The sequence below is a fragment of the Sneathiella sp. genome (assembly GCF_036960985.1).
Lineage (GTDB): Bacteria > Pseudomonadota > Alphaproteobacteria > Sneathiellales > Sneathiellaceae > Sneathiella.
Genome location: NZ_JBALWD010000048.1, coordinates 1 through 22,843, shown reverse-complemented (window position 1 = coordinate 22,843; position 22,843 = coordinate 1). Strand labels below are relative to the sequence as shown.

At 49.8% G+C, this 22,843-nt stretch carries 25 protein-coding genes and 1 pseudogene; 13 read left to right on the top strand and 13 right to left on the bottom strand.

What is annotated here, in order from left to right; translation table 11 throughout:
- Nucleotides 1–49: 49 nt before the first annotated feature.
- The 3 genes from V7723_RS18620 to V7723_RS18610 all read left to right on the top strand — a co-directional run bounded on the left by V7723_RS18620 (nucleotide 50) and on the right by V7723_RS18610 (nucleotide 2,216).
- On the top strand, nucleotides 50–733 hold the full coding sequence (locus tag V7723_RS18620) for a hypothetical protein (protein WP_335686002.1): 684 nt from the start codon (nucleotides 50–52) through the stop codon (nucleotides 731–733).
- A 131-nt stretch (nucleotides 734–864) separates the two neighbouring features.
- Nucleotides 865–1,602: a hypothetical protein gene (locus tag V7723_RS18615; RefSeq protein WP_335686001.1), complete on the top strand. Its 738-nt coding sequence runs from the start codon at nucleotides 865–867 to the stop codon at nucleotides 1,600–1,602.
- Nucleotides 1,599–2,216 (top strand): pyridoxamine 5'-phosphate oxidase family protein, encoded by a 618-nt coding sequence (locus V7723_RS18610; RefSeq protein ID WP_335686000.1) that lies wholly within the window; start codon nucleotides 1,599–1,601, stop codon nucleotides 2,214–2,216. The genes V7723_RS18615 and V7723_RS18610 overlap by 4 nt, the downstream gene beginning before the upstream one ends.
- Nucleotides 2,217–2,248: 32 nt before the next feature.
- Here V7723_RS18610 and V7723_RS18605 read toward each other — a convergent pair whose 3' ends face one another.
- From V7723_RS18605 to V7723_RS18595, 3 genes are all read right to left on the bottom strand, one after another.
- On the bottom strand, nucleotides 2,249–2,797 hold the full coding sequence (locus V7723_RS18605) for a GNAT family N-acetyltransferase (RefSeq protein WP_335685999.1): 549 nt from the start codon (nucleotides 2,795–2,797) through the stop codon (nucleotides 2,249–2,251).
- A 71-nt stretch (nucleotides 2,798–2,868) separates the two neighbouring features.
- Nucleotides 2,869–3,459 carry a cytochrome b/b6 domain-containing protein gene (locus V7723_RS18600; protein WP_335685998.1) on the bottom strand — a complete coding sequence of 197 codons (591 nt, stop codon included), beginning with the start codon at nucleotides 3,457–3,459 and terminating at the stop codon, nucleotides 2,869–2,871.
- A gap of 26 nt (nucleotides 3,460–3,485) precedes the next feature.
- Nucleotides 3,486–4,184 (bottom strand): hypothetical protein, encoded by a 699-nt coding sequence (locus V7723_RS18595; RefSeq protein WP_335685997.1) that lies wholly within the window; start codon nucleotides 4,182–4,184, stop codon nucleotides 3,486–3,488.
- Between the two features lie 223 nt (nucleotides 4,185–4,407).
- On the opposite strand from V7723_RS18595, the gene V7723_RS18590 reads away from it, so the two are divergent.
- Complete coding sequence (locus V7723_RS18590) at nucleotides 4,408–4,857, top strand: YaiI/YqxD family protein (protein ID WP_335685996.1); 450 nt, start codon at nucleotides 4,408–4,410, stop codon at nucleotides 4,855–4,857.
- 13 nt (nucleotides 4,858–4,870) lie between these two features.
- On the opposite strand, the gene V7723_RS18585 is transcribed toward V7723_RS18590, so the two are convergent.
- The gene (locus tag V7723_RS18585) at nucleotides 4,871–5,287 is read right to left on the bottom strand and encodes a GFA family protein (RefSeq protein WP_335685995.1); all 417 of its coding nucleotides are present in this window, start codon (nucleotides 5,285–5,287) and stop codon (nucleotides 4,871–4,873) included.
- A gap of 53 nt (nucleotides 5,288–5,340) precedes the next feature.
- Nucleotides 5,341–6,237: an AraC family transcriptional regulator gene (locus V7723_RS18580; RefSeq protein ID WP_335685994.1), complete on the bottom strand. Its 897-nt coding sequence runs from the start codon at nucleotides 6,235–6,237 to the stop codon at nucleotides 5,341–5,343.
- 190 nt (nucleotides 6,238–6,427) lie between these two features.
- Between V7723_RS18580 and V7723_RS18575 the strand changes: the two genes are divergently transcribed.
- Complete coding sequence (locus V7723_RS18575; RefSeq protein WP_335685993.1) at nucleotides 6,428–6,889, top strand: DUF4437 domain-containing protein; 462 nt, start codon at nucleotides 6,428–6,430, stop codon at nucleotides 6,887–6,889.
- Between the two features lie 122 nt (nucleotides 6,890–7,011).
- Nucleotides 7,012–7,287, top strand: a complete 276-nt coding sequence (locus V7723_RS18570) for a DUF2277 domain-containing protein (RefSeq protein ID WP_443024261.1) — start codon at nucleotides 7,012–7,014, stop codon at nucleotides 7,285–7,287.
- A gap of 13 nt (nucleotides 7,288–7,300) precedes the next feature.
- Here V7723_RS18570 and V7723_RS18565 read toward each other — a convergent pair whose 3' ends face one another.
- On the bottom strand, nucleotides 7,301–9,025 hold the full coding sequence (locus V7723_RS18565; protein ID WP_335685991.1) for an adenylate/guanylate cyclase domain-containing protein: 1,725 nt from the start codon (nucleotides 9,023–9,025) through the stop codon (nucleotides 7,301–7,303).
- 67 nt (nucleotides 9,026–9,092) lie between these two features.
- Nucleotides 9,093–9,407: a TraR/DksA family transcriptional regulator gene (locus V7723_RS18560; protein ID WP_335685990.1), complete on the bottom strand. Its 315-nt coding sequence runs from the start codon at nucleotides 9,405–9,407 to the stop codon at nucleotides 9,093–9,095.
- Nucleotides 9,408–9,537: 130 nt separating this feature from the next.
- Here V7723_RS18560 and V7723_RS18555 point away from each other — a divergent pair, with 130 nt between their 5' ends.
- Together V7723_RS18555 and V7723_RS18550 are read left to right on the top strand one after the other, a co-directional pair.
- Nucleotides 9,538–10,752, top strand: coding sequence for an APC family permease (locus V7723_RS18555; RefSeq protein WP_335685989.1), 1,215 nt, complete (start codon nucleotides 9,538–9,540; stop codon nucleotides 10,750–10,752).
- A gap of 102 nt (nucleotides 10,753–10,854) precedes the next feature.
- On the top strand, nucleotides 10,855–12,051 hold the full coding sequence (locus tag V7723_RS18550) for a branched-chain amino acid ABC transporter permease (protein ID WP_335685988.1): 1,197 nt from the start codon (nucleotides 10,855–10,857) through the stop codon (nucleotides 12,049–12,051).
- On the opposite strand, the gene holA is transcribed toward V7723_RS18550, so the two are convergent.
- Genes holA through V7723_RS18530 form a run of 4 tightly spaced genes read right to left on the bottom strand, consistent with a single transcriptional unit; the run spans nucleotide 12,052 to nucleotide 16,736 of the window.
- Nucleotides 12,052–13,071 (bottom strand): DNA polymerase III subunit delta, encoded by a 1,020-nt coding sequence (gene holA / locus V7723_RS18545; RefSeq protein WP_335685987.1) that lies wholly within the window; start codon nucleotides 13,069–13,071, stop codon nucleotides 12,052–12,054.
- 4 nt (nucleotides 13,072–13,075) lie between these two features.
- Nucleotides 13,076–13,576: an LPS assembly lipoprotein LptE gene (gene lptE / locus V7723_RS18540; protein ID WP_335685986.1), complete on the bottom strand. Its 501-nt coding sequence runs from the start codon at nucleotides 13,574–13,576 to the stop codon at nucleotides 13,076–13,078.
- Nucleotides 13,563–16,127 carry a leucine--tRNA ligase gene (gene leuS, locus V7723_RS18535; protein WP_335685985.1) on the bottom strand — a complete coding sequence of 855 codons (2,565 nt, stop codon included), beginning with the start codon at nucleotides 16,125–16,127 and terminating at the stop codon, nucleotides 13,563–13,565. Before leuS ends, lptE begins: the two co-directional genes overlap by 14 nt.
- A 60-nt stretch (nucleotides 16,128–16,187) precedes the next feature.
- Nucleotides 16,188–16,736: a DUF3576 domain-containing protein gene (locus V7723_RS18530; RefSeq protein WP_335685984.1), complete on the bottom strand. Its 549-nt coding sequence runs from the start codon at nucleotides 16,734–16,736 to the stop codon at nucleotides 16,188–16,190.
- Nucleotides 16,737–17,103: 367 nt separating this feature from the next.
- On the opposite strand from V7723_RS18530, the gene V7723_RS18525 reads away from it, so the two are divergent.
- The 5 genes from V7723_RS18525 (at nucleotide 17,104) to V7723_RS18505 (ending at nucleotide 21,857) form a co-directional block, all read left to right on the top strand.
- Entirely contained in the window at nucleotides 17,104–18,285 is a 1,182-nt protein-coding gene (locus tag V7723_RS18525; RefSeq protein WP_335685983.1) for a porin, read from the top strand.
- Nucleotides 18,286–18,396: 111 nt separating this feature from the next.
- Entirely contained in the window at nucleotides 18,397–19,248 is an 852-nt protein-coding gene (locus V7723_RS18520; protein ID WP_335685982.1) for a sulfotransferase domain-containing protein, read from the top strand.
- 30 nt (nucleotides 19,249–19,278) lie between these two features.
- Nucleotides 19,279–20,109, top strand: a complete 831-nt coding sequence (locus V7723_RS18515; RefSeq protein WP_335685981.1) for a sulfotransferase domain-containing protein — start codon at nucleotides 19,279–19,281, stop codon at nucleotides 20,107–20,109.
- Between the two features lie 30 nt (nucleotides 20,110–20,139).
- The gene (locus V7723_RS18510; RefSeq protein ID WP_335685980.1) at nucleotides 20,140–20,985 is read left to right on the top strand and encodes a sulfotransferase domain-containing protein; all 846 of its coding nucleotides are present in this window, start codon (nucleotides 20,140–20,142) and stop codon (nucleotides 20,983–20,985) included.
- A 179-nt stretch (nucleotides 20,986–21,164) separates the two neighbouring features.
- Nucleotides 21,165–21,857, top strand: coding sequence for a YggS family pyridoxal phosphate-dependent enzyme (locus V7723_RS18505; protein ID WP_335685979.1), 693 nt, complete (start codon nucleotides 21,165–21,167; stop codon nucleotides 21,855–21,857).
- Here the strand turns inward: V7723_RS18505 and V7723_RS18500 are convergent.
- Nucleotides 21,854–22,369: a L,D-transpeptidase family protein gene (locus tag V7723_RS18500; protein ID WP_335685978.1), complete on the bottom strand. Its 516-nt coding sequence runs from the start codon at nucleotides 22,367–22,369 to the stop codon at nucleotides 21,854–21,856. The genes V7723_RS18505 and V7723_RS18500 overlap by 4 nt on opposite strands.
- 39 nt (nucleotides 22,370–22,408) lie before the next feature.
- Nucleotides 22,409–22,843 (bottom strand): annotated as a pseudogene (locus tag V7723_RS18495) (hypothetical protein); the annotation flags it as partial.

Genomic DNA, 22,843 nt, shown 5'->3' with positions numbered 1-22,843 from the left:
TCTATAGTGTTTAAGAAATATTATATTCTCGAATACCGATGGATGGAACATGCGTATATTTGCTTTAGTTATTGCCGCCTTGCTTACCGTAACCGCCTGTCAGACAACAGAAAATATCGGCAGTGGCCCGATTTCAGACATGTCGGAGAGCACTATAGAAAGTTACAAGCATTATCTTCAGATCATGGAAGAGAATGAAGATTACAATTCGGCCTTTGCCTATAGTAAATCTAGCCGCCGCTCAGGGTGGGCCGGTCAACACCAAGCAGATGGGGTTGGTGAAGCCATTAAAGTGGCGTTGGAAACCTGTGATAGAGGGCGCGGCGCCGGACGCTGTGAAATACTTGATATTAATGGTCGTATCGTTTGGAAAGGGATGGATCCGCGAGTCCTTGCCAGTTTGCAGGAAGAACTACCGGAAATCGTTGACACCCGGACTCATGAATATGACGGGATGAAATATCGTATCACGGACCGTCAATTGAAGAAGTTTAGGTCGCGCGAAAAATCCCGTGAACAGTCGAACTTTTCTGCATTTTTTGTGAGTGGAGACGGTGTCAACTATGGTGACGGATATACAAAAGGCAACTCTCAATCCAACCATTCATTCACCATCCGTAATGCACGTCGAGACTGTCAGATTGCCTCGCCTGAGAGGAAATGCTTTCTTTTCGCCACGAATGGCGAGCCGGTTAATGAGGATGCGCGCCGCGCCCTGGAACGGGAAAATTGACAAGAACGCCCCCTCAATTACGGACGCTGAGGCAGCAGGAGCAGGGCGCCCGCAGATAATTCTCGCCATCGGTTTCCCACCATCCTATAGTGTTTAAGAAATAATATATTCTCGAATATGGTGAATTGATTATGCGTATCCTTGCCGTGTCCCTCTGCGTTGCCTTTCTTCTAACTGCTTGCCAAACAACAGAAAATATCGGTAGTGGCCCGGTTTCGAATATGGCCGAGAGCACCATACTCGAGTATAAGAATTATCGCCGGGTCATGGAAGAGCGTGATGATCTTACAATGGCATTTGCCTATAACAAATCTACCCGCAGCTCGGGCTGGGCTGGTCAGCATCTCCAAGATGGCGTCGGCTACGCCATTGAGCAGGCAGTAGAACTTTGCGAGAAAAGTAGCACCACCGGGCTCTGTGAAATTTTTGATATTGATGGCCGTATCGTCTGGGCCGGACTGGACAATGCGCTGCTGGCGCGGCTGCTTGAACCTATTCCGGTTATTTTTGATACCCAAACATATGAGTATGATGCGGGTACCTATCGTATTTCCGCGGCGCAGCTAAAGTCTTTCAAGGCAAAATTGAAATATCAAAAGGATTTCGATTTTACGGCCTTCTTTATCAGCGGCGACGGCAAGTCCATCGGTGTCGGATACGTTGACGGGTCGTACACGACGGGGCATGCACAAAGTATTGCCTCCGCCCGCAAGCAATGCCAGATTGCCTCGCCCGAGGTGAGATGTTACCATTTCGCCACCAATGGCGAGCCGGTTAACGCGAATGCCCGCGCGGATCTGGACCGGCTAATCGACGAAAAAGCCCCCCTCACGGATGCTGAGGTAGAAGGAGCCGGAGAAAAAATATGACGGATCATGCAGTGACGACGGTTGACGCCTTATATGAAATCTACAATTTGCCAAATGAGAAGGTGCAGCGAAAGGTCCTGAGCACGCTCGATTCCCATTGCCGGGATTTTATTCGCAACTGCCCGTTTCTGGTGATCGGCACCCACGGCTTTGATGGCGGCACCGATACGTCGCCGCGCGGTGATGCGCCGGGATTTGTTGATGTTCTCGATGACACCACGGTGTTGCTGCCGGACCGGCCGGGGAATAACCGGCTTGATACCTTGCGCAATATCGTTGGCAATCCGGCGGTGGGCTTGCTGTTTATGATCCCGGGTCTGCGGGAAACCCTGCGCATCAATGGCAATGCGACCGTCTCCACCGATCCGGCGCTGTTGGCCCGTGCCGTTGTTCAGGGCAAGACGCCGCTGACCACTCTCAAAATTGACGTGACCGAAGCCTATTTGCATTGCGGCAAGGCGCTTATTCGCTCGCATTTATGGGAGCCAGCGGCGCGTATCGATTTGAAATCCCTGCCCACCGCCGCCGAGATCTATGCCGATCAGATTGGCGGCCTCAAGGTCGAGGAAATGGAGCAGGTCCTCAAAACGTCCTACGAAGAGACATTGTACTAAGCGGGGCGGGCGTTCCAACCAAGGCAGAAATTCTATTTGTTGCTGAACCAAGCGTCTTTGGTTAGCCTCCAAAGCTCTCGCTCTTTTGACAAGGGGTCGACAAATTCCGCGGGCTCAATACCGATCAGCTGAGCGCCGGCTTTTTCTTTGAGGCGGCGAGAGCGTTGGTTGCTGACGGCATTAGACAGGATCACACTTTCGAACGCCAGTTTGGTGAACGCATGATCCATAACAGGGGTTAAAGCTTCCGTCATCAATCCGCGACCCCAGAATTTTTTCCCCAACCAAAAACCGCGATTATCCGGGCGCGGTGCGCGCCACAGGGAAATACCCCCGATCACCGTTTGTGGATCTTCCTTTAAACACAAGGCCCAATTCCAGCAGTCCTGACCCTGCTGCGGAAGAACCTTGGTGGAAATATGGTCACGCACACCATTTTCCGGATACGGCCAGGGCACATGAGCATGTAGATGCCGGATCACATCATAGTCGGCGAAATGTTCCGTCCATGAGGGCGCGTCGGCAAGACTGACATCTCGCAGAAGCATGCGATCAGTTGTAAATTCTGGAAAAACACCCATAAATATGAACCCTATAGATTGTCGGGCAGAGCCGCTGCCGCCAGAATACATGGAGCTGACTAACGAAACGATTAGTCGGTGTTGTTCTTGCGGCGCAGGTTGAACATGTCGGTTATCAGGCGATGACCAAACAATTGATGGACGACGGCAGCGCCGGCATGGACGGCCAGATACCCCCACATGACGGGGCCCAGAAACTCGTGGATTTCTTTCACAAAGTCCAGCCAGGGGGCAAATGACCAATTGTCGCCGACATTGAAGTAAATCAAAGTACCGGTCAGGGCCATGATGCTGGCCACCACCAGTCCAACTCCCTGAATGGCCCCGGCGAGCGGGCTCGGCACTGACGCATCGGGTAGTTTCAATTTGAGCATATGGCGGGCATAATGCCGGATGTCAGCCCAAAGCGCCAAGCGGCGATCGCGTGAGAACCAGGGAAATACCTGCGCCAACGGTACGACGCCGCTGCGAACAAAAGACCAGAGCCAATGCAGGATCAACAGGCCAAGCAGGGTCAGCCCGAGATATTGATGGACGTCATACAGAAAATTTCCGGGCTTCTCAGGCCGCGGGTGATGCATCCATTCGCTGACCAGCAATTGGGCGACTATTCCCGCCGCCAGAAAGACATGCAGCAGTCGGGTGAAACGATCATAAAACATGCGGGCTTTCCCGGTTACGTAAGAGGCTAGTTATTCAGTGACTTTTCAAGACCCCGCAACGCAAATAGGGATCCATTGACCATCTGTCGGGCCCGGGCGTTACATTCACTTTCCGTGAATTTTTCACGCTGGATATCGATCAAGCCCATGGCTTCTTTCATCAGCTCCGGGTTCTGCGCCTTAAGTTTGGCCGCAGCCGCATCAAAAGACGATTTTACTTCTTTCCAGCGAGCATCGCTCATGTCGAAATGCTTGCACACATCCATGATCACATCGATGCCAAGCGCAGCGCGCGTAAAGCGTCGCATGTTGTAGCGGGTGAGAGAAGAAGGGTGTTTATATTCACCGCCGGTCATTTCACCGCCGAGAGAGCGGGCCAGCTTCAGGGTATCCGTTGCGATTTTAGAGGCATCGGCGTTGCAGTCAGCCGCCGCCGCAGCGGTATTGGCATGATTCTGCGCGGCCACAACAAACGGGACGCCGTTAAAGCGGCCAATCCATTCATTAATCCGCCAAACCTGCCATTCCAGCTCCTGATGTTCCTTTGCAGACAAGCTTTTGCATTTCTGCTCCAGATACCAACCGTCGGTTACAGTTGCATAGTCGCCGGAGACCTCAGTCAGTGCTGATGGAGTTTCGGCCCGGCTTTCCGAGCTCATAAATAAAGAGCCGGCAGTTGCAAGGCCGATCAGTACGAGAAACAGGTTTTTGCTACGGAGCCTCATGGCGCATCCTTTCACGGGAAATCAATTAAATAATTCGTCTTTTCCGCGTTTCTTTTAACGGTGAAACAATTACAAACCCCTTAAGGGCCGCGTTTTTATCGAGTATTGTTTTCATCTTATTCGCTTAAGCCTGATTTTCAAGAAAGAACTCGATTAATCCCGATTTTGACCTTAAGCATAGGCGTTGCTACCCTGTTTCCAGACCCTGTTAGAGTACCATTGCATGATCCGAATTTTTATTGATGCCGATGCCTGTCCGGTAAAGGACGAGATTTACAAGGTTGCCGGGCGCCATAAACTGACCACCTATGTGGTCAGCAACAGCTGGATGCGCCTGCCTCAAAGCCTGCTGATTGAGCAAGTTGTTGTGGACGCGGGGTTTGATGCTGCCGATGACTGGATCGCCGAGAATGCGGGGGAGGGAGATATTGTTATCACATCTGATATCCCGCTGGCCGATCGCAGCCTGAAGAAAGGCTCTGTGGTTATGGGCCCGACGGGCAAGGCATTTGATGAAAGATCCATTGGCATGTCGCTGGCCATGCGTGATCTCAATGCCCATTTGCGGCAAACGGGCGAAATTTCAGGTTACAATGCAGCCTTCAGCAAAAAAGATCGCTCACAATTCCTCAATAACCTGGAAACGGCCATCCAGAAGTTGAAAAAACGGTGATAACTGTCCACCGCTAGTCCGGCATGCCCTCACAAATCTCCAGATCTCCATCAATATGCAGCCAGTCCGGTTTATTTTGGGCGAATGCGTAGCGTTCCGGGACAAACCAGAAAACGGGAGGATCAAAGGTACCACCGGCAATGCCACGTTTGCCCGGTTGAAATTCCAGGGTCCAGCTGACGGTGGTGCCGCATTTGGGACAAAATTCTGTTTGCAGCCAGCGCCCTGCGTCAGAGGTAAGCAGGAAAAGGGTCCGGCCCCCGTCATTAAAGATGATGTCCTGATCGTCAAAGTAAACTGATAACCCGAGAGCGCTGCCTGTCCGTTTCCGGCACCATTCACAGGAACAGACGGAAACGCGTACCGGCGTGCCTTTGGTTTCATACCGGACGGCGCCGCAAAAACATCCGCCCTTGTGTGTCTCAACCATGAAACGCTCCTTTCAGAAGACCGATTTGACCGTATGAGCCACGAAGGAACCTGTCAATTGCGGACAGAGGCGGGGGTTTTCTCAAATTGTCGTTTGAAGGCGCGGCTAAAGGCAACATCGGAGTCATAACCGACCGAGTAAGCTGCTTCAGACACGGACAGATGGCGGGTTTGGAGGAGGTCATGGGCAACAGAGAGGCGCCATGACGCCAAATAGGAAATGGGCGACATACCGACAACAGTCTTGAAATGTAAGGCAAAGGCCGACCGGGACATGCCGGCGGCAGCCGCCAGATCTTCCAGGGTCAGCGGTTGATCCAGATTGCCATGGATAAGGGCGAAAGCCTTGCTCAACTTGTTATCAAATATCCCGGCCATCAGGCCTGTGTCGGTTTTTTGCTGTTTAAAGTGAGCCCGGATGACCTGCACCAACAGGATTTCCGCAAATTTCTCAATGACAATTTCCGCCCCCGGCGCTTCTGTGGTGAGCTCCTGGGCGAGGATGGGTAGTACCGACTGAAAGGTGCCCGGCGCAAATTGTTCCAAAAACCGCACATGAATGACGTCTGGAAGCTCCTGGATAAGCGGATGCTCAATATCATTTCGATATTCGTAATGACCACAGATAAGCTGGGTGGCGATGTCACCGTTCGCGAAAAGCGGGGTTCCTTTTTCCAAAGACGCCATAAAATCGGATCCGGCAACCGCCGCCCCGTGATCGTTGTCGGAAATGATGTGGGGCGCACATTTGGGAAAGAGGAAAACATCGCCTGGCGCCCCGTAATAGGTCTCGCCCATGGACTTGACGACACATTGCCCGCGGAGAACAGCGTGAAATTGCGCCACTTCTCCGCCGCCGAGCTGCATTCCCCACGGCGCACAGAAGTCGCGGGCAAAATAAACGCAGCTTTTCAGCCGAACCAACCGCAGCACATCGCTTAATACATCCATATGTCCGCCTCCGTTCACTCAGGTTTCCAGTATAGGCCTTTTGTCGACGACATACACTAATCATCCTAAAAATTCGGACGATTAGTTAAGTTAATTGGATTCAAAGTCATTAAACGTCCGGAGAAAGCACAATACGCTACAGCATCATTTGGAATTATCCATTTGATTAGATGACACTGGAGAGATAGTTATGAGAGTCTTACCTTCAACTATAAAAACAATCGGTATTTTGTCCGCGGTCGGTGCCTTTTCCTTGCTTGCCGGATCTATGGCACAGGCAGAAGGTACTTTTGACGCTCAAGAGACGGTCGCCTTACCCAGTGAGCTCCTGGAGTATCACAATATCAACCCTGCCATTAAGATGGCGGCAGCCTATGGCGATCGTAGTAAAGGATCACATGGTTCGTTTGGCCAGTTTCCGCCCAATTTCGAAACACCCGCGCATATTCATAGCGGTGCCTATCATGGGGTGGTGATCAAGGGTGTGATGACCAACCCCTTTAAAGGGGAGGCTAATTCGCCGAGCCTTGAACCAGGTTCCTACTGGTACGTGCCAGCGGGGTCAGAACATACAACGGCCTGTATTTCCGATGTGCCGTGCGAGTTTTACTTCTATGCGGACGGTGCCTTTGATTTCACGCCAGTAGAATAATTTAAATTTGGGGATCGCCCGCCGTAAAGGTGGGCGTTTCCCGAACTATTTGCACTCGAGATATGGACAAAGCCGACAAATGTTATAACAGTTGGTCTGAAATTCAGCAGCAAGAGGACGCCATGTGCCGAAATATCAAAACCCTGTTTAATTATGAACCGCCAGCAACGGACGCGGAAATAGAGGCCTCTGCTGTGCAGTTTGTCCGCAAACTGAGCGGTTTTACCCATCCGCCAAAAGCCAATCAGGCGGCTTTTGACCGCGCGGTTGTGGAGGTGACAGACGTGGCGTCACGGCTCCTTGCTTCGCTCGAAACCCAAGCCTCTCCGAGGAACCGGGACGTTGAGGCCGCAAAACGCAAGGCCCTCTCTGCTCGCCGCTTCGGAACCGCTCCATAACGAGAAAAAGGAATTACGTCGGTAAACCGGCTCGTACGAGCGCCTCAACAAACCGATCACGCGCCGCCTTATTATCACCAAAGGGTACGGTGCGTCCCGCCTCGCTGGCTGTATGACCGGGCAAAAGGCTGAGAATTTTCTCATCTACGACGTTTAGAGCCGCGACAGATTGGCCCAACAGCGCGTAACTGCTCGCCAGATGTCGCCAGCCTGTCGGCATTCCGGGAAAATCGCGGATCAGCACCTGGGCATTATCCTGCATTTCCTCGTGTTGCCCGGTCATCAGGAAAATGATGCCGCGAACCGCAAGGGTGATGGACTTAAGCGGGTCATTTGGACTGAGGGCAAAAGCCTCGCCTACATGCTCAAGAGCTTCTTCATAGTCGGCGGTTTGAAACAAAGCCAGTGCGAGGACAGTATGGGCCGCTGCGAGATTGTAATTATACTTTATGGCTCGGCGAGCAAGTGTGATGCCATAGGCAGAATCTCCGGTGAAACAGCGGGCACCGCTTCCTGCCGCGAGGGCGTAGGCATCGGTCGGGTCTGCCGCGATAGCTTTTTCCGAGGCAATGATCGCCTTTCGTCCGACATCTTCAAAACGTCCGCCCCAGCCACAGAAACCTTGATATCCGTATGACCAGGCCAGATCAGCCTGACCGAGGCCGCTTCCCGGCTCCAACTCTATCGCTCGGTGAAAAAGGCTTTGTGCCGCGTTTATATCGTCTTCTGAAATTCGCCAAAGCAGGCCGCGACCTTGCATCATCAAATCCCAGGCGCTGCCATCACCGCCGGTTTTTACGCGCTGGGTTTCGGCGCCGATAATACGGGAGGTAAGCTCAGAGAGAATGGAGCGCGTAATTTTGTCTTCCAATTCAAACGGATCTTCCGCATTTCCATCGAACCGGTCACTCCAGACAGATTTACCGGTGCGGGTATCCAGCAACTCCGCGCTGATCCGGGCGCGCGCGCCGGATGTTCTCAAGCTGCTTTCCAGCACATAGGACACATGGTGGTCGCGCCGTATCTCGTTAATATCCACCGACTTGTTGCGGTAGCGATTACTGGTATTGCGGGGCAACGTAAGAAACCAGGAAAAGCGAGACAACGCCGTAATAACAGCGTCGGTTAACCCCTCCGCCATCAACTCGCCATCCACCGCGCCGCCAGACACCGAGAAAGGGAGAACCATTACCGATGAACGGTCACTTGGTTTGGTGATCGGATCCGGGGCAGGGGCCGTTTCTCCCCAGCCAAAAATCTCGATTTCCTGGGAGATATTTTTAAGCTTTGAAGCGCCCAAGCTCTGAAAGCCGGATCTGACTACACCGTCCAGACTGTCATGGGCGAAAGCGGATATGGCAATGCCTCCCGGTGCGGCTTGCTCCTGAAGGCGGGAGGCAATATTGACACCATCACCGTAAATATCCTCATCCTCATGGACAATATCGCCAATATGTATGCCCACACGGAGTTTAATAACGTCCTCATCGGCCAATTTTTTCTGCACGTTCAGGGCACATCTAACCGCATCAACGACAGAGGCAAATTCCACCAGCCATCCATCGCCCATGCGCTTAACGACCGTTCCGCGGTGCGCGACGATGACCGGCTCAAAGGTCTCCTTGCGAAGGGATCGCAAAGCAGAGAGAGTGCGTACTTCATCCTGGCCCATCAGACGGGAATATCCAACCACATCAGCGGACAAAATGGCAGCTAGTTTTCGGGAAGGCGAAGTCATTTTTCGGACTTTACAGCTCGACCTTCTTAACCGCAATCCACAAAACAAGAGATAGTAAGATTAATTGTCAGGCCGCACAAATTATACAGAGTTGCGTATAAGGAAGTGCGGCCAGCCGTTGCGCGCTGATCGCCCCGTCACATTTGCTGCATTGAGAGTAATTTCCTGAGTCAATACGATCCAGCGCTGTCCGGATCTGATTTATCTCCGTTGTAATGCTGTCTTTCAGCTGTTCTTTGACTTCATCGGATTCTCGTTCCATGGCCTGTTCTGAAAAGGATTTGCTGTGTTCCGCTCGAAGTGATGTGGTGATCTTCTCCAGATGGCGGCTTTTGTCCGCAAGGCGTTCCCGCAAGAGGATTTTTGTAACTTTGATATCCAAACTCTGCCTCCTTTAATAGATAATAGACATTCCAGCCTAGGCTTTTGTGCCGCTTCTGCATTGCGTTCAATCAATTTCAAGGAGGATCCTTTCATCTATATAGTCGGTATTAATTATAGAAAGGATTGATATGCCGACACCGACCCTTCGACGCGCGCTAAACTTACCGCTGCTGACGCTTTACGGGCTGGGCGTTACCGTCGGGGCGGGTATTTACGTGCTTATAGGGGCGACAGCCTCAAAAGCCGGGATCTACGCGCCCGTGTCGTTTCTCGTTGCCGCGGCGGTCGTGGTTTTTACCGCCTTGTCTTATGCGGAGCTCAGCACGCGGTATCCTTTGAGTGCGGGGGAGGCGGCTTATGTGGACGCTGGATTTGCCCGCAAGCATCTTTCATTGCTAATTGGCCTCCTGGTAATGATGTCCGGTGTCGTGTCAACAGCGGTGGTTTCCATCGGTGCGGCGGAATATGCATCGCGGTTTTTCCCTGTTTCTTCCTCCGTGCTGTTGATCTGCGTTGTCGCGGCAATTGCAGCACTGGCAATTTGGGGGATTTTTGAATCGGTGCTGTTGGCGGGATTTATTACGCTGGTCGAAATATCCGGTCTGTTGCTGGTGTTGTTTGTCGGCTTGACAAGCACATCCATGGATATAAGCAAATTACCGGATCTGATCCCGCCTTTCGACGGAGCTGTCTGGACCGGAATTGCCAGCGGCGCTCTTCTCGCGTTTTTTGCGTTTATCGGTTTTGAGGATATGGCAAATGTCGCAGAAGAGGTGAAAACACCGCGAAAAACCTTGCCCCGCGCCATTCTTCTGACGCTGATCTTGTCCACGGTATTATACTTGGCCGTTGTCTCTGTCGTTGTGATCAATGTACCGCTTGCGCAACTGACCACATCGGCCGCGCCGCTAAGCTTTTTATTCTCTGGCGAGACGGCTTTTCTATATGCTCCTTTTGGAATTATTGCTATTCTGGCAACGCTGAACGGTGGCCTTATTCAGATTATTATGGCGTCCCGTGTGCTTTATGGGCTGGCGGCTCGTGGGCATTTGCCGGCCGTTTTCTCCTCCATCAATTCTGTTACGCGGACGCCGATTTTGGCAACAATTGTGGTCGGTTTGGTGTCCTTAATCCTCGCGCTGTGGTTTCCAATTGAGGAGCTGGCGACATCGACGTCGTTACTGGTTCTGGTCGTCTTTTTCACGGTTAATTTATCGCTTATCCGTATCAAACTGAGGCGTAAAAACGACGCGGAGCAACAAGATATATTTGCTGTGCCTCTATGGGTTCCAGCTGTTGGAGCAGTGACGGCTGTTGCGTTGGCAGTAACACGGCTTATATGATTAAAAAATTGCTGTGAAACAGCTGTCTTCTTTGAGGGGATGCGGTATGATCGCGTGATGATCATTTATAACAACAATAAGAGCCAATGACCTTCCATTTCAATGCCTCAGCTGACTAAGGCTTCGTGTCTGGCTGCCGTGGCCATCGCCGCTTTGTGGTTGCCCGACCTATTTCCCAATCCGGCGTCTATCCTGACCCTAAATCAAATGGGGATCGCCATTATTCTGGCTATTTCCTATAATTTGCTGTTAGGAAAAGCCGGTCTACTCTCACTTGGACAAGCGGTTTACTTTGGGTTCGGCGGGTTTTTTACAGTTCACATCATTCACATGGTTTCTGGTGGGGAAAACTGGATATCTGCGCCCGTTATACCGTTTTTTGGTGGTGTCGCCGGGCTGGTAATGGCGATTATCTTCGGTAGTTTTACGACGAAGCGCGGCGGTCTGATTTTTGCCATGCTGAGTTTCGCCATGGCCGAATTGATTTTAGCCTCATCCACCGTCTTTGGGCGCTACTATGGTGGTTCCGTCGATCGGACCGAGATCCCGACATTTGCCGGTGTTGATTTCCAATCGGATACGGATGTGTTCTATGTGGTGTGGTTCTGGGTGCTGGTGGTTATTGCTATGGCCGCCTGGTTTAACGGTAGCCCGCTAGGTCGCTTGGCAACGGCGGTCGGGCAGAATTCGGATCGTGTCGAGTATCTGGGGTATAGCCGGCACAAACTACGCTATCTGACCTTTTGCCTGTCAGGGTTTCTCGCCGGAATCGGAGGCGGGCTCTTTGCCTTGGCTTATGAGTTCGTGACAGTGGAAATTATCAGCTTGCAACAATCTTGGCTGATCCTGCAGATGGTGTTTATTGGCGGCGTTGGGTATTTCTGGGGACCACCGCTTGGCGCAATTTTATTGACTCTCCTATTTTCCGGCCTTAGCGGCCTTACGGACATTTGGAATCTTTATACAGGCATTGTTTTTATTGCCATTGTGCTGTTTGCGCCCAGAGGTCTGACCGGGCTCGTCGCAGACATAGTTTTAAAAATTCGCCAAGATGAAGGAACCGGAATATTACGATCTTACATCCTGTGTTTTATCGGCCTTGTTGTGACAATGGTGGGCTTAGTCGGCCTGTGTGAAATGGTGTACTTCCTGAAAAATCCGTTGGTGTCTCCTGATAACCTCATGATTTTTGGCCTCTCTGTCGACCCACAGGGCGTCGTCGCATGGATTGGTTTCGCGGTATTGCTATCGGCAGGATTATGGCTTGCTCGACTATCAGGGAAGAAATTGGCAGATTAGTCAGCGGCGGCGGCTGGCCATGGCAATCCGCATCAAAGCTCGACGACAAAGGGTTTCATCGGGGTAGCCCGTTGTTTTACAATCGATTTCGGCATTTAAAGTAATATCGAGACAGGTTGCCATATGTGCCCCGGTTTTGCCGCTGAGTTGTACTTGCGCCTTTTTCTGGTTAAAAAACGGGATACCCGCTTTCTTCATCGCATCTCCTGACCTCTGTCCCGCGTCAATCAAAGCAGCGGCTTTATGTAGTTGCTTCAATTGTCCCTGGATTAATCGCAAAAAGGCGATGGGACTCTCTCCGGCGGAAAAGGCCTTGTTCAAACGCCTTTCCAACGCCGGTAAATCACCGCCCAAAGTTGCATCGATGATATCAAAAACGGTTTGCGTGGAAGAATCACCGATATTTGCCTGTACATCCTCAAGGGTCAACGGGCGTTTTTCATCGCCCATAAAAAGCACCAACTTGTTCAGCTCCTGTCGTGAAATCGCTCGATCACTGCCAAGGTTTTGGGCTAGATAGTCTTCGATATCTCGGGACGCTGATAGTCCGGCGGCACCGAGAGTCTCCTTGATTAAGGCGCTAAGATCCTGGGCTTTGTCATGAAAGCATGGCGTCACGGCACCATGGGGTGCTGATTTCACCATCTTGACCAGGGCGCTGTCTTTGCGAATATCGCCAGCCTCAATGACAAATACTGTCGTATCAAGATCAAGGCTTAAAGCAGGTTCAATCAAATTTTTGCTGTTTCCGGTAGCGCCCCGCAAGCGAATGACACGGTCCCCGCCCATCATGGAAATAGCGGTCAGTTCATCCATGAGCTTCGCCGGATCACTGCTTAGGTCATTGGCGCTGAGTTCGCTATAACAAAAGGGGTCATCGAAGCTATCGACAATTGTCAGACAAACAGCCTTGCTGAATTCTCGCACCAACCCCTCATCTGGGCCATAGAATAGAAATACCTTGGTCGATTTGTCTGGTGATTTCAGAAAGGACCGGAACTGATTTGCTGACAGTTCCACTGCATCACCGTCCGGCGAAATAGACGGATAGCTGTTGGTGGATTTGCTCGGCGGCGACCAATGCAGCCCGTTTCTCTGCATTAATTTCAGCTGACAGGTTGGCAAAATCAGAGGCAACAACATTATAAGAAGCTATTGTCTGCGTTGAGCCTGCATAAGTTTTCGTACCGTCCGCGGTATTGATCAGCCGGAAACTAGTACTGAGTGTTAGGTTATAGCGGGTTTTGGTATCATCTTCCTGAATAGCCAAGCCGGATTTAGATTCCGTTAAACCAATGGTGAGCCGATATAGCGGCTGCGCCGGTATTCCTTTTGGCGTTGTCAAATCAAGCAATTCATTGCGTAAAATTTGCCCGGTACGACCTTTAATAGGAGGAATATAGATACCGGCAAGCTTCGTCTGAACATCAGCATTTTGAGTTGCGCTACCATAAAGAGGCTGAAAGCCGCACGCAGAGAGACTCAGAAAGAGCAAGCAAAATAGGCTGATCTTAAATGACGACATTGACGATCCTGTTCGGCACAACAATAATCTTTCGAATGGTGTTTTCTCCAATAGCATTCTGAACTGATTTTTGCGCCAAAGCAATTTCTTCAACCCGATCACTTTGTTCATTAAAGGCAACTTCAATAGTTCCCCTTAGCTTACCCTTAACCTGAACGGCCATGGTGACCGTATCTTCAATTGTCAGGGCTTTAATTGCCTGCGGCCACGGCGAGTCTGCTAAAATGGTTTGGTGTCCCAGTAATTGCCATAATTCTTCCGCGAGATGAGGCATCATTGGTCCGACAAGGTTGACAATTGTTTCGAGAGCTTCCCTCAAAACCCATCTTGAGCCGTCAGATTGATCGGAGACATCATAGTCGTTGAGCGCTTTCATAAACTCATAAATGCGGGCAATAGCGTTATTGAAATGGAGGTTTTCCAGATTCTCGGTTACCTGCATAATGGTCTTGTGGGCTGTTTTTCGGAGCGTTAAAGCGGCTTCAGGTATTTCACCTGGCTCCTGCATTCCCGGTACGCCAGCGGTTTCCGTGTTTTCGATGATATAGCGATGCAGGCGTTGTTTGAACCTCCACGCGCCTGTCGCGCCGGCATCCGTCCACTCCATGTCACGATCAGGAGGGCTGTCTGACAACACATACCAACGCGCGGCATCGGCCCCAAATTTATCGATGATGGCTCCTGGGTCGACGACATTCTTCTTGGATTTCGACATTTTTTCAATGCCGCCAATTGTGACTGGGCCGCCACCCTCGATTTCGACAAGGTCACCGCTATCATTAAGTGCGACTTCTTCAGGCAGCAACCATTCTCCTGAAGTGCTGCGGTAGGTTTCGTGGGTCACCATGCCTTGGGTAAACAGTCCGGCAAACGGCTCTTCTACATGAGACCAGCCAGTAATCTTCATGGCTCGCGTAAAAAACCGGGCATAGAGCAAATGCAAAATGGCATGTTCAATACCACCAATATATTGATCAACCGGCAGCCAGTAATCCACTTTATCCCGTTCGACGGGAATGTCGGCGCGCGGTGAGCAGAACCGGGCAAAATACCAGGAGGAATCGACGAAAGTATCCATGGTATCGGTTTCGCGGACAGCGTCTTTCCCGCACGAGGGGCAAGGCGTATGTTTCCAGCTTGGATGATGATCCAGTGGATTGCCCGGCTTGTCAAAAGTGACGTCGTTCGGAAGGACAACCGGCAAGTTCTCTTCTTTTTCAGGCACGGTCCCGCAAGCATCGCAATGGATTACCGGGATTGGGCATCCCCAGTAGCGTTGACGTGACAATCCCCAGTCGCGTAAGCGATAGTTCACTTTGGCAGACCCTTTGCCAAGCTTTTCGAGCCGCTCGATGATTTCAGTCTTTGCCGCTTCGACTTCCAAACCGTTCAGAAAATCCGAATTAATGATTTTACCGGGCCCTGTATAAGGCGCGTCACCCAAGTCTGATACTTTGTTGCCGTCTGATGAGACGACAGGAAGAATGTCCAGACCATATTTCTTGGCAAAGTCCCAGTCGCGTTGATCATGTGCCGGGCAGCCGAACAGCGCGCCGGTTCCGTAATCCATCAAAACGAAATTGGCGACGTAAATAGGGAGCCTCTTTCCTTCTATAAAAGGATGCGCAGCAGTGAATCCAGTATCCACACCCTTTTTATCCGCTTTTTCAATTGCCTCTTCACTGGTGCCCATTTGATGGCACTCCGCCACAAAGGCCGCGACGTCAGCATTGTTTTTCGCCAGTTTTTGCGTAAAGGGGTGATCGGCAGATACGGCCATAAAGCTTGCGCCGAACAGCGTATCAGGGCGTGTCGTATAAATTTCAAGCGAATCCGCTTCATCGATAACATCGAAGGACACATGAGCGCCTGTTGATTTACCGATCCAGTTTTGCTGCATCAACCGAACCCGATCTGGCCAACGATCCATTTTATCCAGATTGTCCAGCAGATCTTCGCTATAGTCAGATATGCGGAACATCCATTGATTTAGCTTGCGTTTCTCCACTGTGGCGCCAGAGCGCCAGCCCTTACCATCGATCACTTGCTCATTGGCAAGCACCGTCATGTCAATAGGGTCCCAATTAACCCAGCTTTCTTTGCGATAAACGAGCTCTTCCTTGAGGAAATCCAGAAATAATTTCTGCTGGTGGCCATAGTATCCGGGATGGCAGCTCGCTATTTCCTTGCTCCAATCAAGAGAAAGTCCCATGCTTTTTAGCTCATCTCGCATAGCGGCGATGTTGGCATAGGTCCATTCTGCGGGATGAACACCCTTGTCACGCGCTGCATTTTCCGCCGGTAAACCGAACGCGTCCCAGCCCATTGGATGTAAAACATTAAAGCCTTGTGCCTTTTTATAACGAGCTACCACATCTCCCATCGTATAATTCCGCACATGGCCGATATGGATCCGGCCAGAAGGATAGGGAAACATTTCCAGGACATAATATTTTGGCCGGGAACTGTCGGGCTCGACTTCAAAGCATTTCCTGTCAGCCCAAATGGCCTGCCATTTGGCTTCTACTTCTTTTGCATTATAGCGGGACATAGGCGACTACCTGTACGGTCCTTATCAGGACGATCTTATGGATATGAGGAAAGAGGAAGATTATTCGCCCTCTCGTGCGACGCGCAGTTCGCGTGCCCGGCTGAGTATTGCATTTTCAATATCTGTCGTAACCTTCGGCGTCAAGGTCACGGAAACCCATTGGTTTGTCGTATCTTGATTTTGCTTAAAGGCGGTTACCCGCAGACCATCTGCCCTTAGGCGCCGATCTAGAATATAGACGGTTACCTTAAAACGCTCGCCCGGGCTTTCCGGCGGCGAGTACCAATCGGTAATGATGACACCGCCAAATGGGTCCGCAGAAGAAAGCGGAATAAAGGCCAGAGTATCCAGTGAGGCGCGCCACAAATAAGCGTTTACACCGAGCCCACCGCCGCCAGCACCGCCATCGCTGAGATCTTTCTCGCTATCGCCAAAAATTCCGCCTTTACCAAAAATTGTTTCGTCTGGCGCATTACCGTCTTGATAGACAACTCCGCGAGTAGATTCAGGAAATGCAGACTCCGTCCCCAAGTTGGCGTCACAGCCCATAAGCAGAAGGCTAAGTGCGATTCCTGAAAAAGCGGAATACAAGGAGTTACGTCGTGCCATCAATATACCTCTGAATACTTTTATAACCTTGGTACATAGCCTAAAGATTAAGTTGAAATCAAGGAGGGCACTTTACTCTAGGTTTTAGGCCGCCACAACAGGGGAAAGCACAAATAAACATGCGCCTGGCAGACTAGATTAAGGCGCGCACCGCCCGGCCCCGTGAAGACGCCATTGTAAGAAGGCTAGCGGTCAATTGTGGCTTTTTGAGCACAGTCGGGTTTTTTTGAGGAAATCTGGGGCGCCTACCGCTTGACCAAAGGGCTGTTAACCTTCTTTACTCGCTCTTGGCTAAGGGGTCTTAGTATCCCGCGTCTGTAATTAAACTTAGTTCTCTAGCTTATTCTTTAAGCAGAGGGGAGACAAAATGAAAAAAGCAATCTTGGGTACAACAGCACTTGTCGCTGTTAGTGCACTTGCTGTCGGAAACGCTTCCGCAGCAGATAAAATCAAACTCGGTGTAACTGGCTACATGCAGTCTACATATTACATTGCTGACTACGATAACGATAAAGGTTCTACTGCCGGCAATAACTTGCTGGACCGTACTTCCGATCGTGTGACACAAGAAGGTGAAATTCATTTCACTGGTTCAACAGTTTTGGATAATGGCATTAAATTCGGCGTCAACGTTCAGTTGGAAGCTTATCAGGCAAATGACCAGATCGACGAAACATTTGTTTACGTTCAAGGTTCTTTTGGTCGTGTATTGCTCGGTTCTGAAGATAGTGCTAATTACCTGATGCATTATGATGCGCCGTCACCAGTGCCAATGTACTCAGCTGACTCACCAAACATCTATCCTATCGGCGTGACAAACTCCACACGTGGCACAATGTTCTCCGATTCTGACAAGATCACATATTTCACACCTCGTTTTGCTGGCTTCCAGCTTGGTGCTTCATATGTTCCTGATGCGTCTTCTGAAACTGGTCAGCATTCTGCGTACTCTCCAACACAGATTGAAGGCGGTAAAGATCGCGGTTACTCACTCGCAGTCAACTATGTGAATAAATTCGGTGGTGTTGATCTTGCTGTTTCTGGTGGTTATAACCTCGTAGAAATCGGAGATACTCAGACTTACACGGGCGCATTTCTTACAACAACTGCGACGGATGGTGAAGTCACTCTGAACAACACTGACGGCGTGTCTTACACAAAGTCTAGTGCTGCTGAAGATGAGTCAGAATATACTCTCGGTGCACAAGTTGGCTTCGCTGGCTTCACTGTTGGTGGTGGCTATCGGCAACAGCAGGATGTTGGTGGCGTTAAAGACGCTGACAGAAAGACTTGGTCAGCTGGTGTTAAATACGGCATGGGCCCATGGGCCGTTGGCGTACAATATTCCGATCAGACACAGGACGTATCCGGTGGAAGCGACCGGACACTTGAAAACTGGGTTGTTGGCGGTCAATATACGCTCGGACCAGGTATCACAGCCTTCGGTGGTGTAGAATTTTATAAAAATGACGGTGTTCAGAATGGATCTGGCACCGCTATTGATGGCGATTCTACCATCTACTTCGTAGGTACAGCGCTCTCCTTCTAATTTGAGGGAAAGCTAAATATTAGGAGGGCAAGAAATTGCCCTCCTTTTTTATTGCGCAGTTTCCGCGCATAAATTAGATTGCCGTAAGATCACTAAAACGGAAAAATAAACATGGGCGGCATCATCTGGTTAGCATCTTACCCTAAGTCCGGAAATACCTGGACGCGAACGTTTTTACTCAATCTTTTCCAAAATCCAGATAAACCAATAGACATTAATTTGTTGAAATCCAGTACAGTTGGCGACGCAAATGTGTCTTCGTATGAGCGTGCAGCCGGGAAACCCATTACGGAGATTTCTGGACGAGAATTAGCGAAGTTGACGCCGAAAGTGCATGAACTAATGGCACGATCCCGTAGTGATTCTGTATTTGTTAAAACACATACGGCTTTTGGAAATGTTTACGGAACGCCGCTTATCACCATGAAATATACTGCCGGCGCGGTTTATATGGTTCGAAATCCTCTTGATGTGGTTATTTCTTTGGCCGATCATTTCGGCTTGGACTTAGACGGCGGAATAAGATTACTGAATAATCCTAAAGGGAAGACGGGGTCTGGTGCAAAAGTGCAATCGGGCAAAGCAGACTTAATTGAACAATTGTTGGGATCGTGGTCTAGCCATGTTACATCATGGCTTCCGTTCAGCCAGCGACATTTCCATCTTATGAGATACGAAGATATGCTGGACAAACCTGAGGAAACGTTCGGCGGTTTAGCGCGTTTTTTAGGATTAAACCCGCCGGAGGAAAGGTTGGCTCGGGCCATTGAGTTTTCCTCTTTTAAAAATGTGCAAAAACAGGAAGAAGAAAAAGGGTTTAATGAACAGTCCAAAAAGAATGATAGATTTTTTCGAGTCGGCAAATCAGGACAATGGAAAGACGTTCTGACCGATAAACAGGTCGATAAAATCGTTAAATATCATTATGATACGATGAAGCAGTTTGGTTATCTTCCCAAATAGGCGCCGATTTTTCAATCTTGGGTAAATAATATGGGCGGAATTATCTGGCTGGCATCCTATCCTAAATCCGGAAATACCTGGACACGGACGTTTTTGCACAACTTTTTGCTGGACCCCGATACACCCACCGATATAAACGCCATTGGAAAAGTGACCTTGGCAGATGGAAGCAAGAAATGGTACGAGCGTGTCAGCGGAAAATCATTTGAAAGCTTTACCCCCAAGGAAATAGCGGAGCTCACGCCGAGAGTTCACGAAGCCTTTACAAAAACTCGCCCTGGATCCGTTTTCGTTAAAACCCACAGTGCAATCGGGTCTCTGTATGATACCCCTCTCATATCCCTCAATTATACAGCAGGCGCTATTTATATTGTCAGAAATCCTTTGGATGTAGTGATTTCTCTTGCGCGACATTATGACGCTAATATGGATAACGCAATAACAATGCTAAATGATCCTAGGACAGTGTTGATCAAAGGAGATAAAACTGTTGATCAGATTTATGGATCATGGTCCAGTCATGTGATGTCGTGGGCACAATTAGGCAAATCGCAAATGGTGACCGTGCGCTATGAAGATATGCTGAAATTTCCGAAAAAAACATTTGGCCAGATAACTACATATTTGGGATTAAAGCCCTCTAAGAAGCGCTTGATCAAAGCTATCAAATTTTCCTCGTTTGACACTCTGAAAAGGCAAGAGCTGGAAAAAGGGTTTAGGGAAAGACCCAACGATAACGATCGGTTTTTTCGTGTCGGAAAAGCGGGCCAATGGAAAGAGATATTATCTGACAGTCAGGTTGATCGAATTGTCACTTGCCATCACGACAAGATGAAGGAATTTGGTTATCTTCCCAAATAGAATCAACCTGTTATTTTCGGAGCAAACTCAATGGGTGGTATAATTTGGCTGGCCTCCTACCCCAAATCCGGAAATACATGGATTCGGACATTTCTGCACAATTTATTGATCAATGCCGAGCAACCGGCAGATTTGAATGAGTTGGCGAAATTCACCATTGGGGACGGCAATAAAGCCTGGTACGAAAATGTTTCCGGTAAACCATATGAAAGCTTTACGTCTGAGGAGGCTGCTGCTCTCATTCCGAAGGTTCAGGAGGCCTATGCGAGATCTCGTCCTGATTCCGTCTTCGTCAAAACCCATAATTATCTTGGCAGGGTGCTTAATGTGCCACTGATCACGCCAGGTTTGACAGCAGGCGCCATATATATCGTTAGAAATCCGTTGGATGTGGTGATCTCGCTTTCGGATCACTATGGGCTGGCTTTGGATGATGGGATTGAAATGCTGAATAACCCGGAGGCGTTTAGCGCGGAGACCGATCAAAAAGTTCAGGATCATTTAGGATCTTGGTCTGATCATGTGAAGAGCTGGGAACTCATGGATAAGTCCATGTGCCATACCCTGCGATATGAAGATATGCTCTTCAAGCCGGAGAAGACATTTGGCGGAGTGGCAAAATTTCTTGGATTGAATCCGCCTAAGCAACGATTACGGCGAGCGATCAAGTTTTCCTCTTTTGCGGCATTGCAAAAGCAAGAGAAAGACAGCGGCTTTAATGAACGGTCGGATAAGACAGAAAAGTTTTTTAGGGTTGGAAAGGCCGGACAATGGAAAACGGTTCTTAATCCAGAACAAATTGACAGGATTGTTGATGCTCATTCGGATATGATGGCAGCGTATGGGTATCTGCCAAAAAACCACAAGAAGGCCTAATCCACAATTTTCCTACACCTAATACGTCCATTTTGTAATAAATACGACCGATAGGCGGCTAAAATGACAGATCTTGGTATGTCGCGGCATCGTTTAGGAATTATATCAAAATTCGGCGTTTGAGCCACACGCCTGTCGGTGTTAATCTGCTGATCCATAAATTTCTGACCGGAATGAATATGTCCCAAGAAAATCAGTCATCAAACAAGGATATTTCTCTCAATCTGAATGAGGTGCAAACTAGAATTACCAAAGCAGCGCTGAAATGGGCCCGGAAAGCTGGCGATATTGATCTTATTGCGGTTAGCAAAAGGCAGTCCGTTGAACAGGTTCGCGCTGCTTTGGTGGCGGGCCATCGCATATTTGGTGAAAATCGCGTGCAAGAAGCAGAGGGAAAGTGGCCGCCGCTCAAATCAGAGTTTGACGGTGTAGAAATCCATCTGATTGGTCCGTTACAAACCAACAAGGCAAAAGAAGCGATCGCCCTGTTTGACTGTATTCAAACAGTCGACCGAATGAAACTCGCAAAAGTACTAGCAAAAGAAATGCGCGCGCTTGATCGGCGGCTGCCTGTTTATATACAAGTGAATACAGGCAAAGAAGCGCAGAAAGCTGGAGTTTTCCCGGAAGATGCTGATATGTTTATCACAACTTGCCTTACTGAGCTTAAACTCAATGTGATTGGATTGATGTGTATTCCACCGGTTTCCGAACAACCGGCACCGCATTTCGCGCTGCTGGCAAAAATTGCAGCGCGCCACGGTCTGGCAAAACTAAGCATGGGAATGAGTGCAGATTATGAGACAGGAATTCAATTTGGAGCGACATCTGTACGGGTGGGTACAGCCATTTTTGGGGTGCGCTCAGATTAGTCGGCCGGCGTAATCGCAATCCAGCATTCCGGATCAAGTTCGGCTAACAATTCGATCATGTCGGCCTTTTTGAGCGCGACACATCCTTCCGTTGGTTCATATTGACCACGTGTGATATGTATAAAGATACAACTCCCGGCACCGGCAACCACGGGGCTATCATTCTGCCCCAGAACAACTACCAAATCGTAGAGGTCGTCGTCTCGCCAGAGCTTTTCGTGACTATGCTCAAATGGCAGCCTGACATATCGATTATAATTTTCGTGGCCAGATGCATCGCACCAGCCATCAAATGTGGAGATCTTCTGCTGAGGTAGCAAGGATTGAATATTTGGTGTTTTGTCAGCGCGATAAAATAACCAACGTAAAAGAAACCGTCCCGCAGGCGTCGCATGGTCGCCTTCGCGCTTTTCTTTCGTTATCCCGGCTTTTCCCAGGGCGCAATCAAATGCGAGGGAACCGTAAATCAGTTTGCCTCGTGAGCCATTGACCAAACGCACTTGAATATCCATGGGATTAGAATAGTCCACCTGTTTTCTGATGTCATCTTGTTAGCGAGATATGTCCGATTCCGGATAGGTTTCTGCTACGCCAGAAGGTCTAGAAGCCATGGCCACAGTTGGGCTCATTCTCGTTTGTACCGTAGCCGCTTTTTCATAAGCTGCGGCTGCTTGTGGTGCCGTTACTGCGGCTTCATTTGTAAGCCGGAAACTTTTGAATACGGAAGTTAATTGTGCTTCTGTTAGATCCTGCGTATGAACGGCTCTTGCCTGCTCGAGATTCTGCGTAAAGTTCGGTTTCTTACCCTTCCACTGCAAACCAATTGGTGTCGCCGCTGGAAGTGCCGGCACTTCTTCATCGTTTGGAGTAACCGGCAAAGCTTTCGGCGCAACAGAAAGCGGCACTGGCGGCACGATCGGGACAGCAGAAGCTGGGGAAGGCATTTGCTCTTTCACGTCTTCTGGCGTGACGGCAAGAACGGTGTC

What these genes read in the sequence shown, in the direction of transcription:
- V7723_RS18620 (WP_335686002.1), top strand. Translation starts at nt 50, where the DNA reads ATGCGTATATTTGCTTTAGTTATTGCCGCCTTGCTTACCGTAACCGCC.
- V7723_RS18615 (WP_335686001.1), top strand. Translation starts at nt 865, where the DNA reads ATGCGTATCCTTGCCGTGTCCCTCTGCGTTGCCTTTCTTCTAACTGCT.
- V7723_RS18610 (WP_335686000.1), top strand. Translation starts at nt 1,599, where the DNA reads ATGACGGATCATGCAGTGACGACGGTTGACGCCTTATATGAAATCTAC.
- V7723_RS18605 (WP_335685999.1), bottom strand. Translation starts at nt 2,797, where the DNA reads ATGGGTGTTTTTCCAGAATTTACAACTGATCGCATGCTTCTGCGAGAT.
- V7723_RS18600 (WP_335685998.1), bottom strand. Translation starts at nt 3,459, where the DNA reads ATGTTTTATGATCGTTTCACCCGACTGCTGCATGTCTTTCTGGCGGCG.
- V7723_RS18595 (WP_335685997.1), bottom strand. Translation starts at nt 4,184, where the DNA reads ATGAGGCTCCGTAGCAAAAACCTGTTTCTCGTACTGATCGGCCTTGCA.
- V7723_RS18590 (WP_335685996.1), top strand. Translation starts at nt 4,408, where the DNA reads ATGATCCGAATTTTTATTGATGCCGATGCCTGTCCGGTAAAGGACGAG.
- V7723_RS18585 (WP_335685995.1), bottom strand. Translation starts at nt 5,287, where the DNA reads ATGGTTGAGACACACAAGGGCGGATGTTTTTGCGGCGCCGTCCGGTAT.
- V7723_RS18580 (WP_335685994.1), bottom strand. Translation starts at nt 6,237, where the DNA reads ATGGATGTATTAAGCGATGTGCTGCGGTTGGTTCGGCTGAAAAGCTGC.
- V7723_RS18575 (WP_335685993.1), top strand. Translation starts at nt 6,428, where the DNA reads ATGAGAGTCTTACCTTCAACTATAAAAACAATCGGTATTTTGTCCGCG.
- V7723_RS18570 (WP_443024261.1), top strand. Translation starts at nt 7,012, where the DNA reads ATGTGCCGAAATATCAAAACCCTGTTTAATTATGAACCGCCAGCAACG.
- V7723_RS18565 (WP_335685991.1), bottom strand. Translation starts at nt 9,025, where the DNA reads ATGACTTCGCCTTCCCGAAAACTAGCTGCCATTTTGTCCGCTGATGTG.
- V7723_RS18555 (WP_335685989.1), top strand. Translation starts at nt 9,538, where the DNA reads ATGCCGACACCGACCCTTCGACGCGCGCTAAACTTACCGCTGCTGACG.
- V7723_RS18550 (WP_335685988.1), top strand. Translation starts at nt 10,855, where the DNA reads ATGCCTCAGCTGACTAAGGCTTCGTGTCTGGCTGCCGTGGCCATCGCC.
- lptE (WP_335685986.1), bottom strand. Translation starts at nt 13,576, where the DNA reads ATGTCGTCATTTAAGATCAGCCTATTTTGCTTGCTCTTTCTGAGTCTC.
- leuS (WP_335685985.1), bottom strand. Translation starts at nt 16,127, where the DNA reads ATGTCCCGCTATAATGCAAAAGAAGTAGAAGCCAAATGGCAGGCCATT.
- V7723_RS18530 (WP_335685984.1), bottom strand. Translation starts at nt 16,736, where the DNA reads ATGGCACGACGTAACTCCTTGTATTCCGCTTTTTCAGGAATCGCACTT.
- V7723_RS18525 (WP_335685983.1), top strand. Translation starts at nt 17,104, where the DNA reads ATGAAAAAAGCAATCTTGGGTACAACAGCACTTGTCGCTGTTAGTGCA.
- V7723_RS18520 (WP_335685982.1), top strand. Translation starts at nt 18,397, where the DNA reads ATGGGCGGCATCATCTGGTTAGCATCTTACCCTAAGTCCGGAAATACC.
- V7723_RS18515 (WP_335685981.1), top strand. Translation starts at nt 19,279, where the DNA reads ATGGGCGGAATTATCTGGCTGGCATCCTATCCTAAATCCGGAAATACC.
- V7723_RS18510 (WP_335685980.1), top strand. Translation starts at nt 20,140, where the DNA reads ATGGGTGGTATAATTTGGCTGGCCTCCTACCCCAAATCCGGAAATACA.
- V7723_RS18505 (WP_335685979.1), top strand. Translation starts at nt 21,165, where the DNA reads ATGTCCCAAGAAAATCAGTCATCAAACAAGGATATTTCTCTCAATCTG.
- V7723_RS18500 (WP_335685978.1), bottom strand. Translation starts at nt 22,369, where the DNA reads ATGGATATTCAAGTGCGTTTGGTCAATGGCTCACGAGGCAAACTGATT.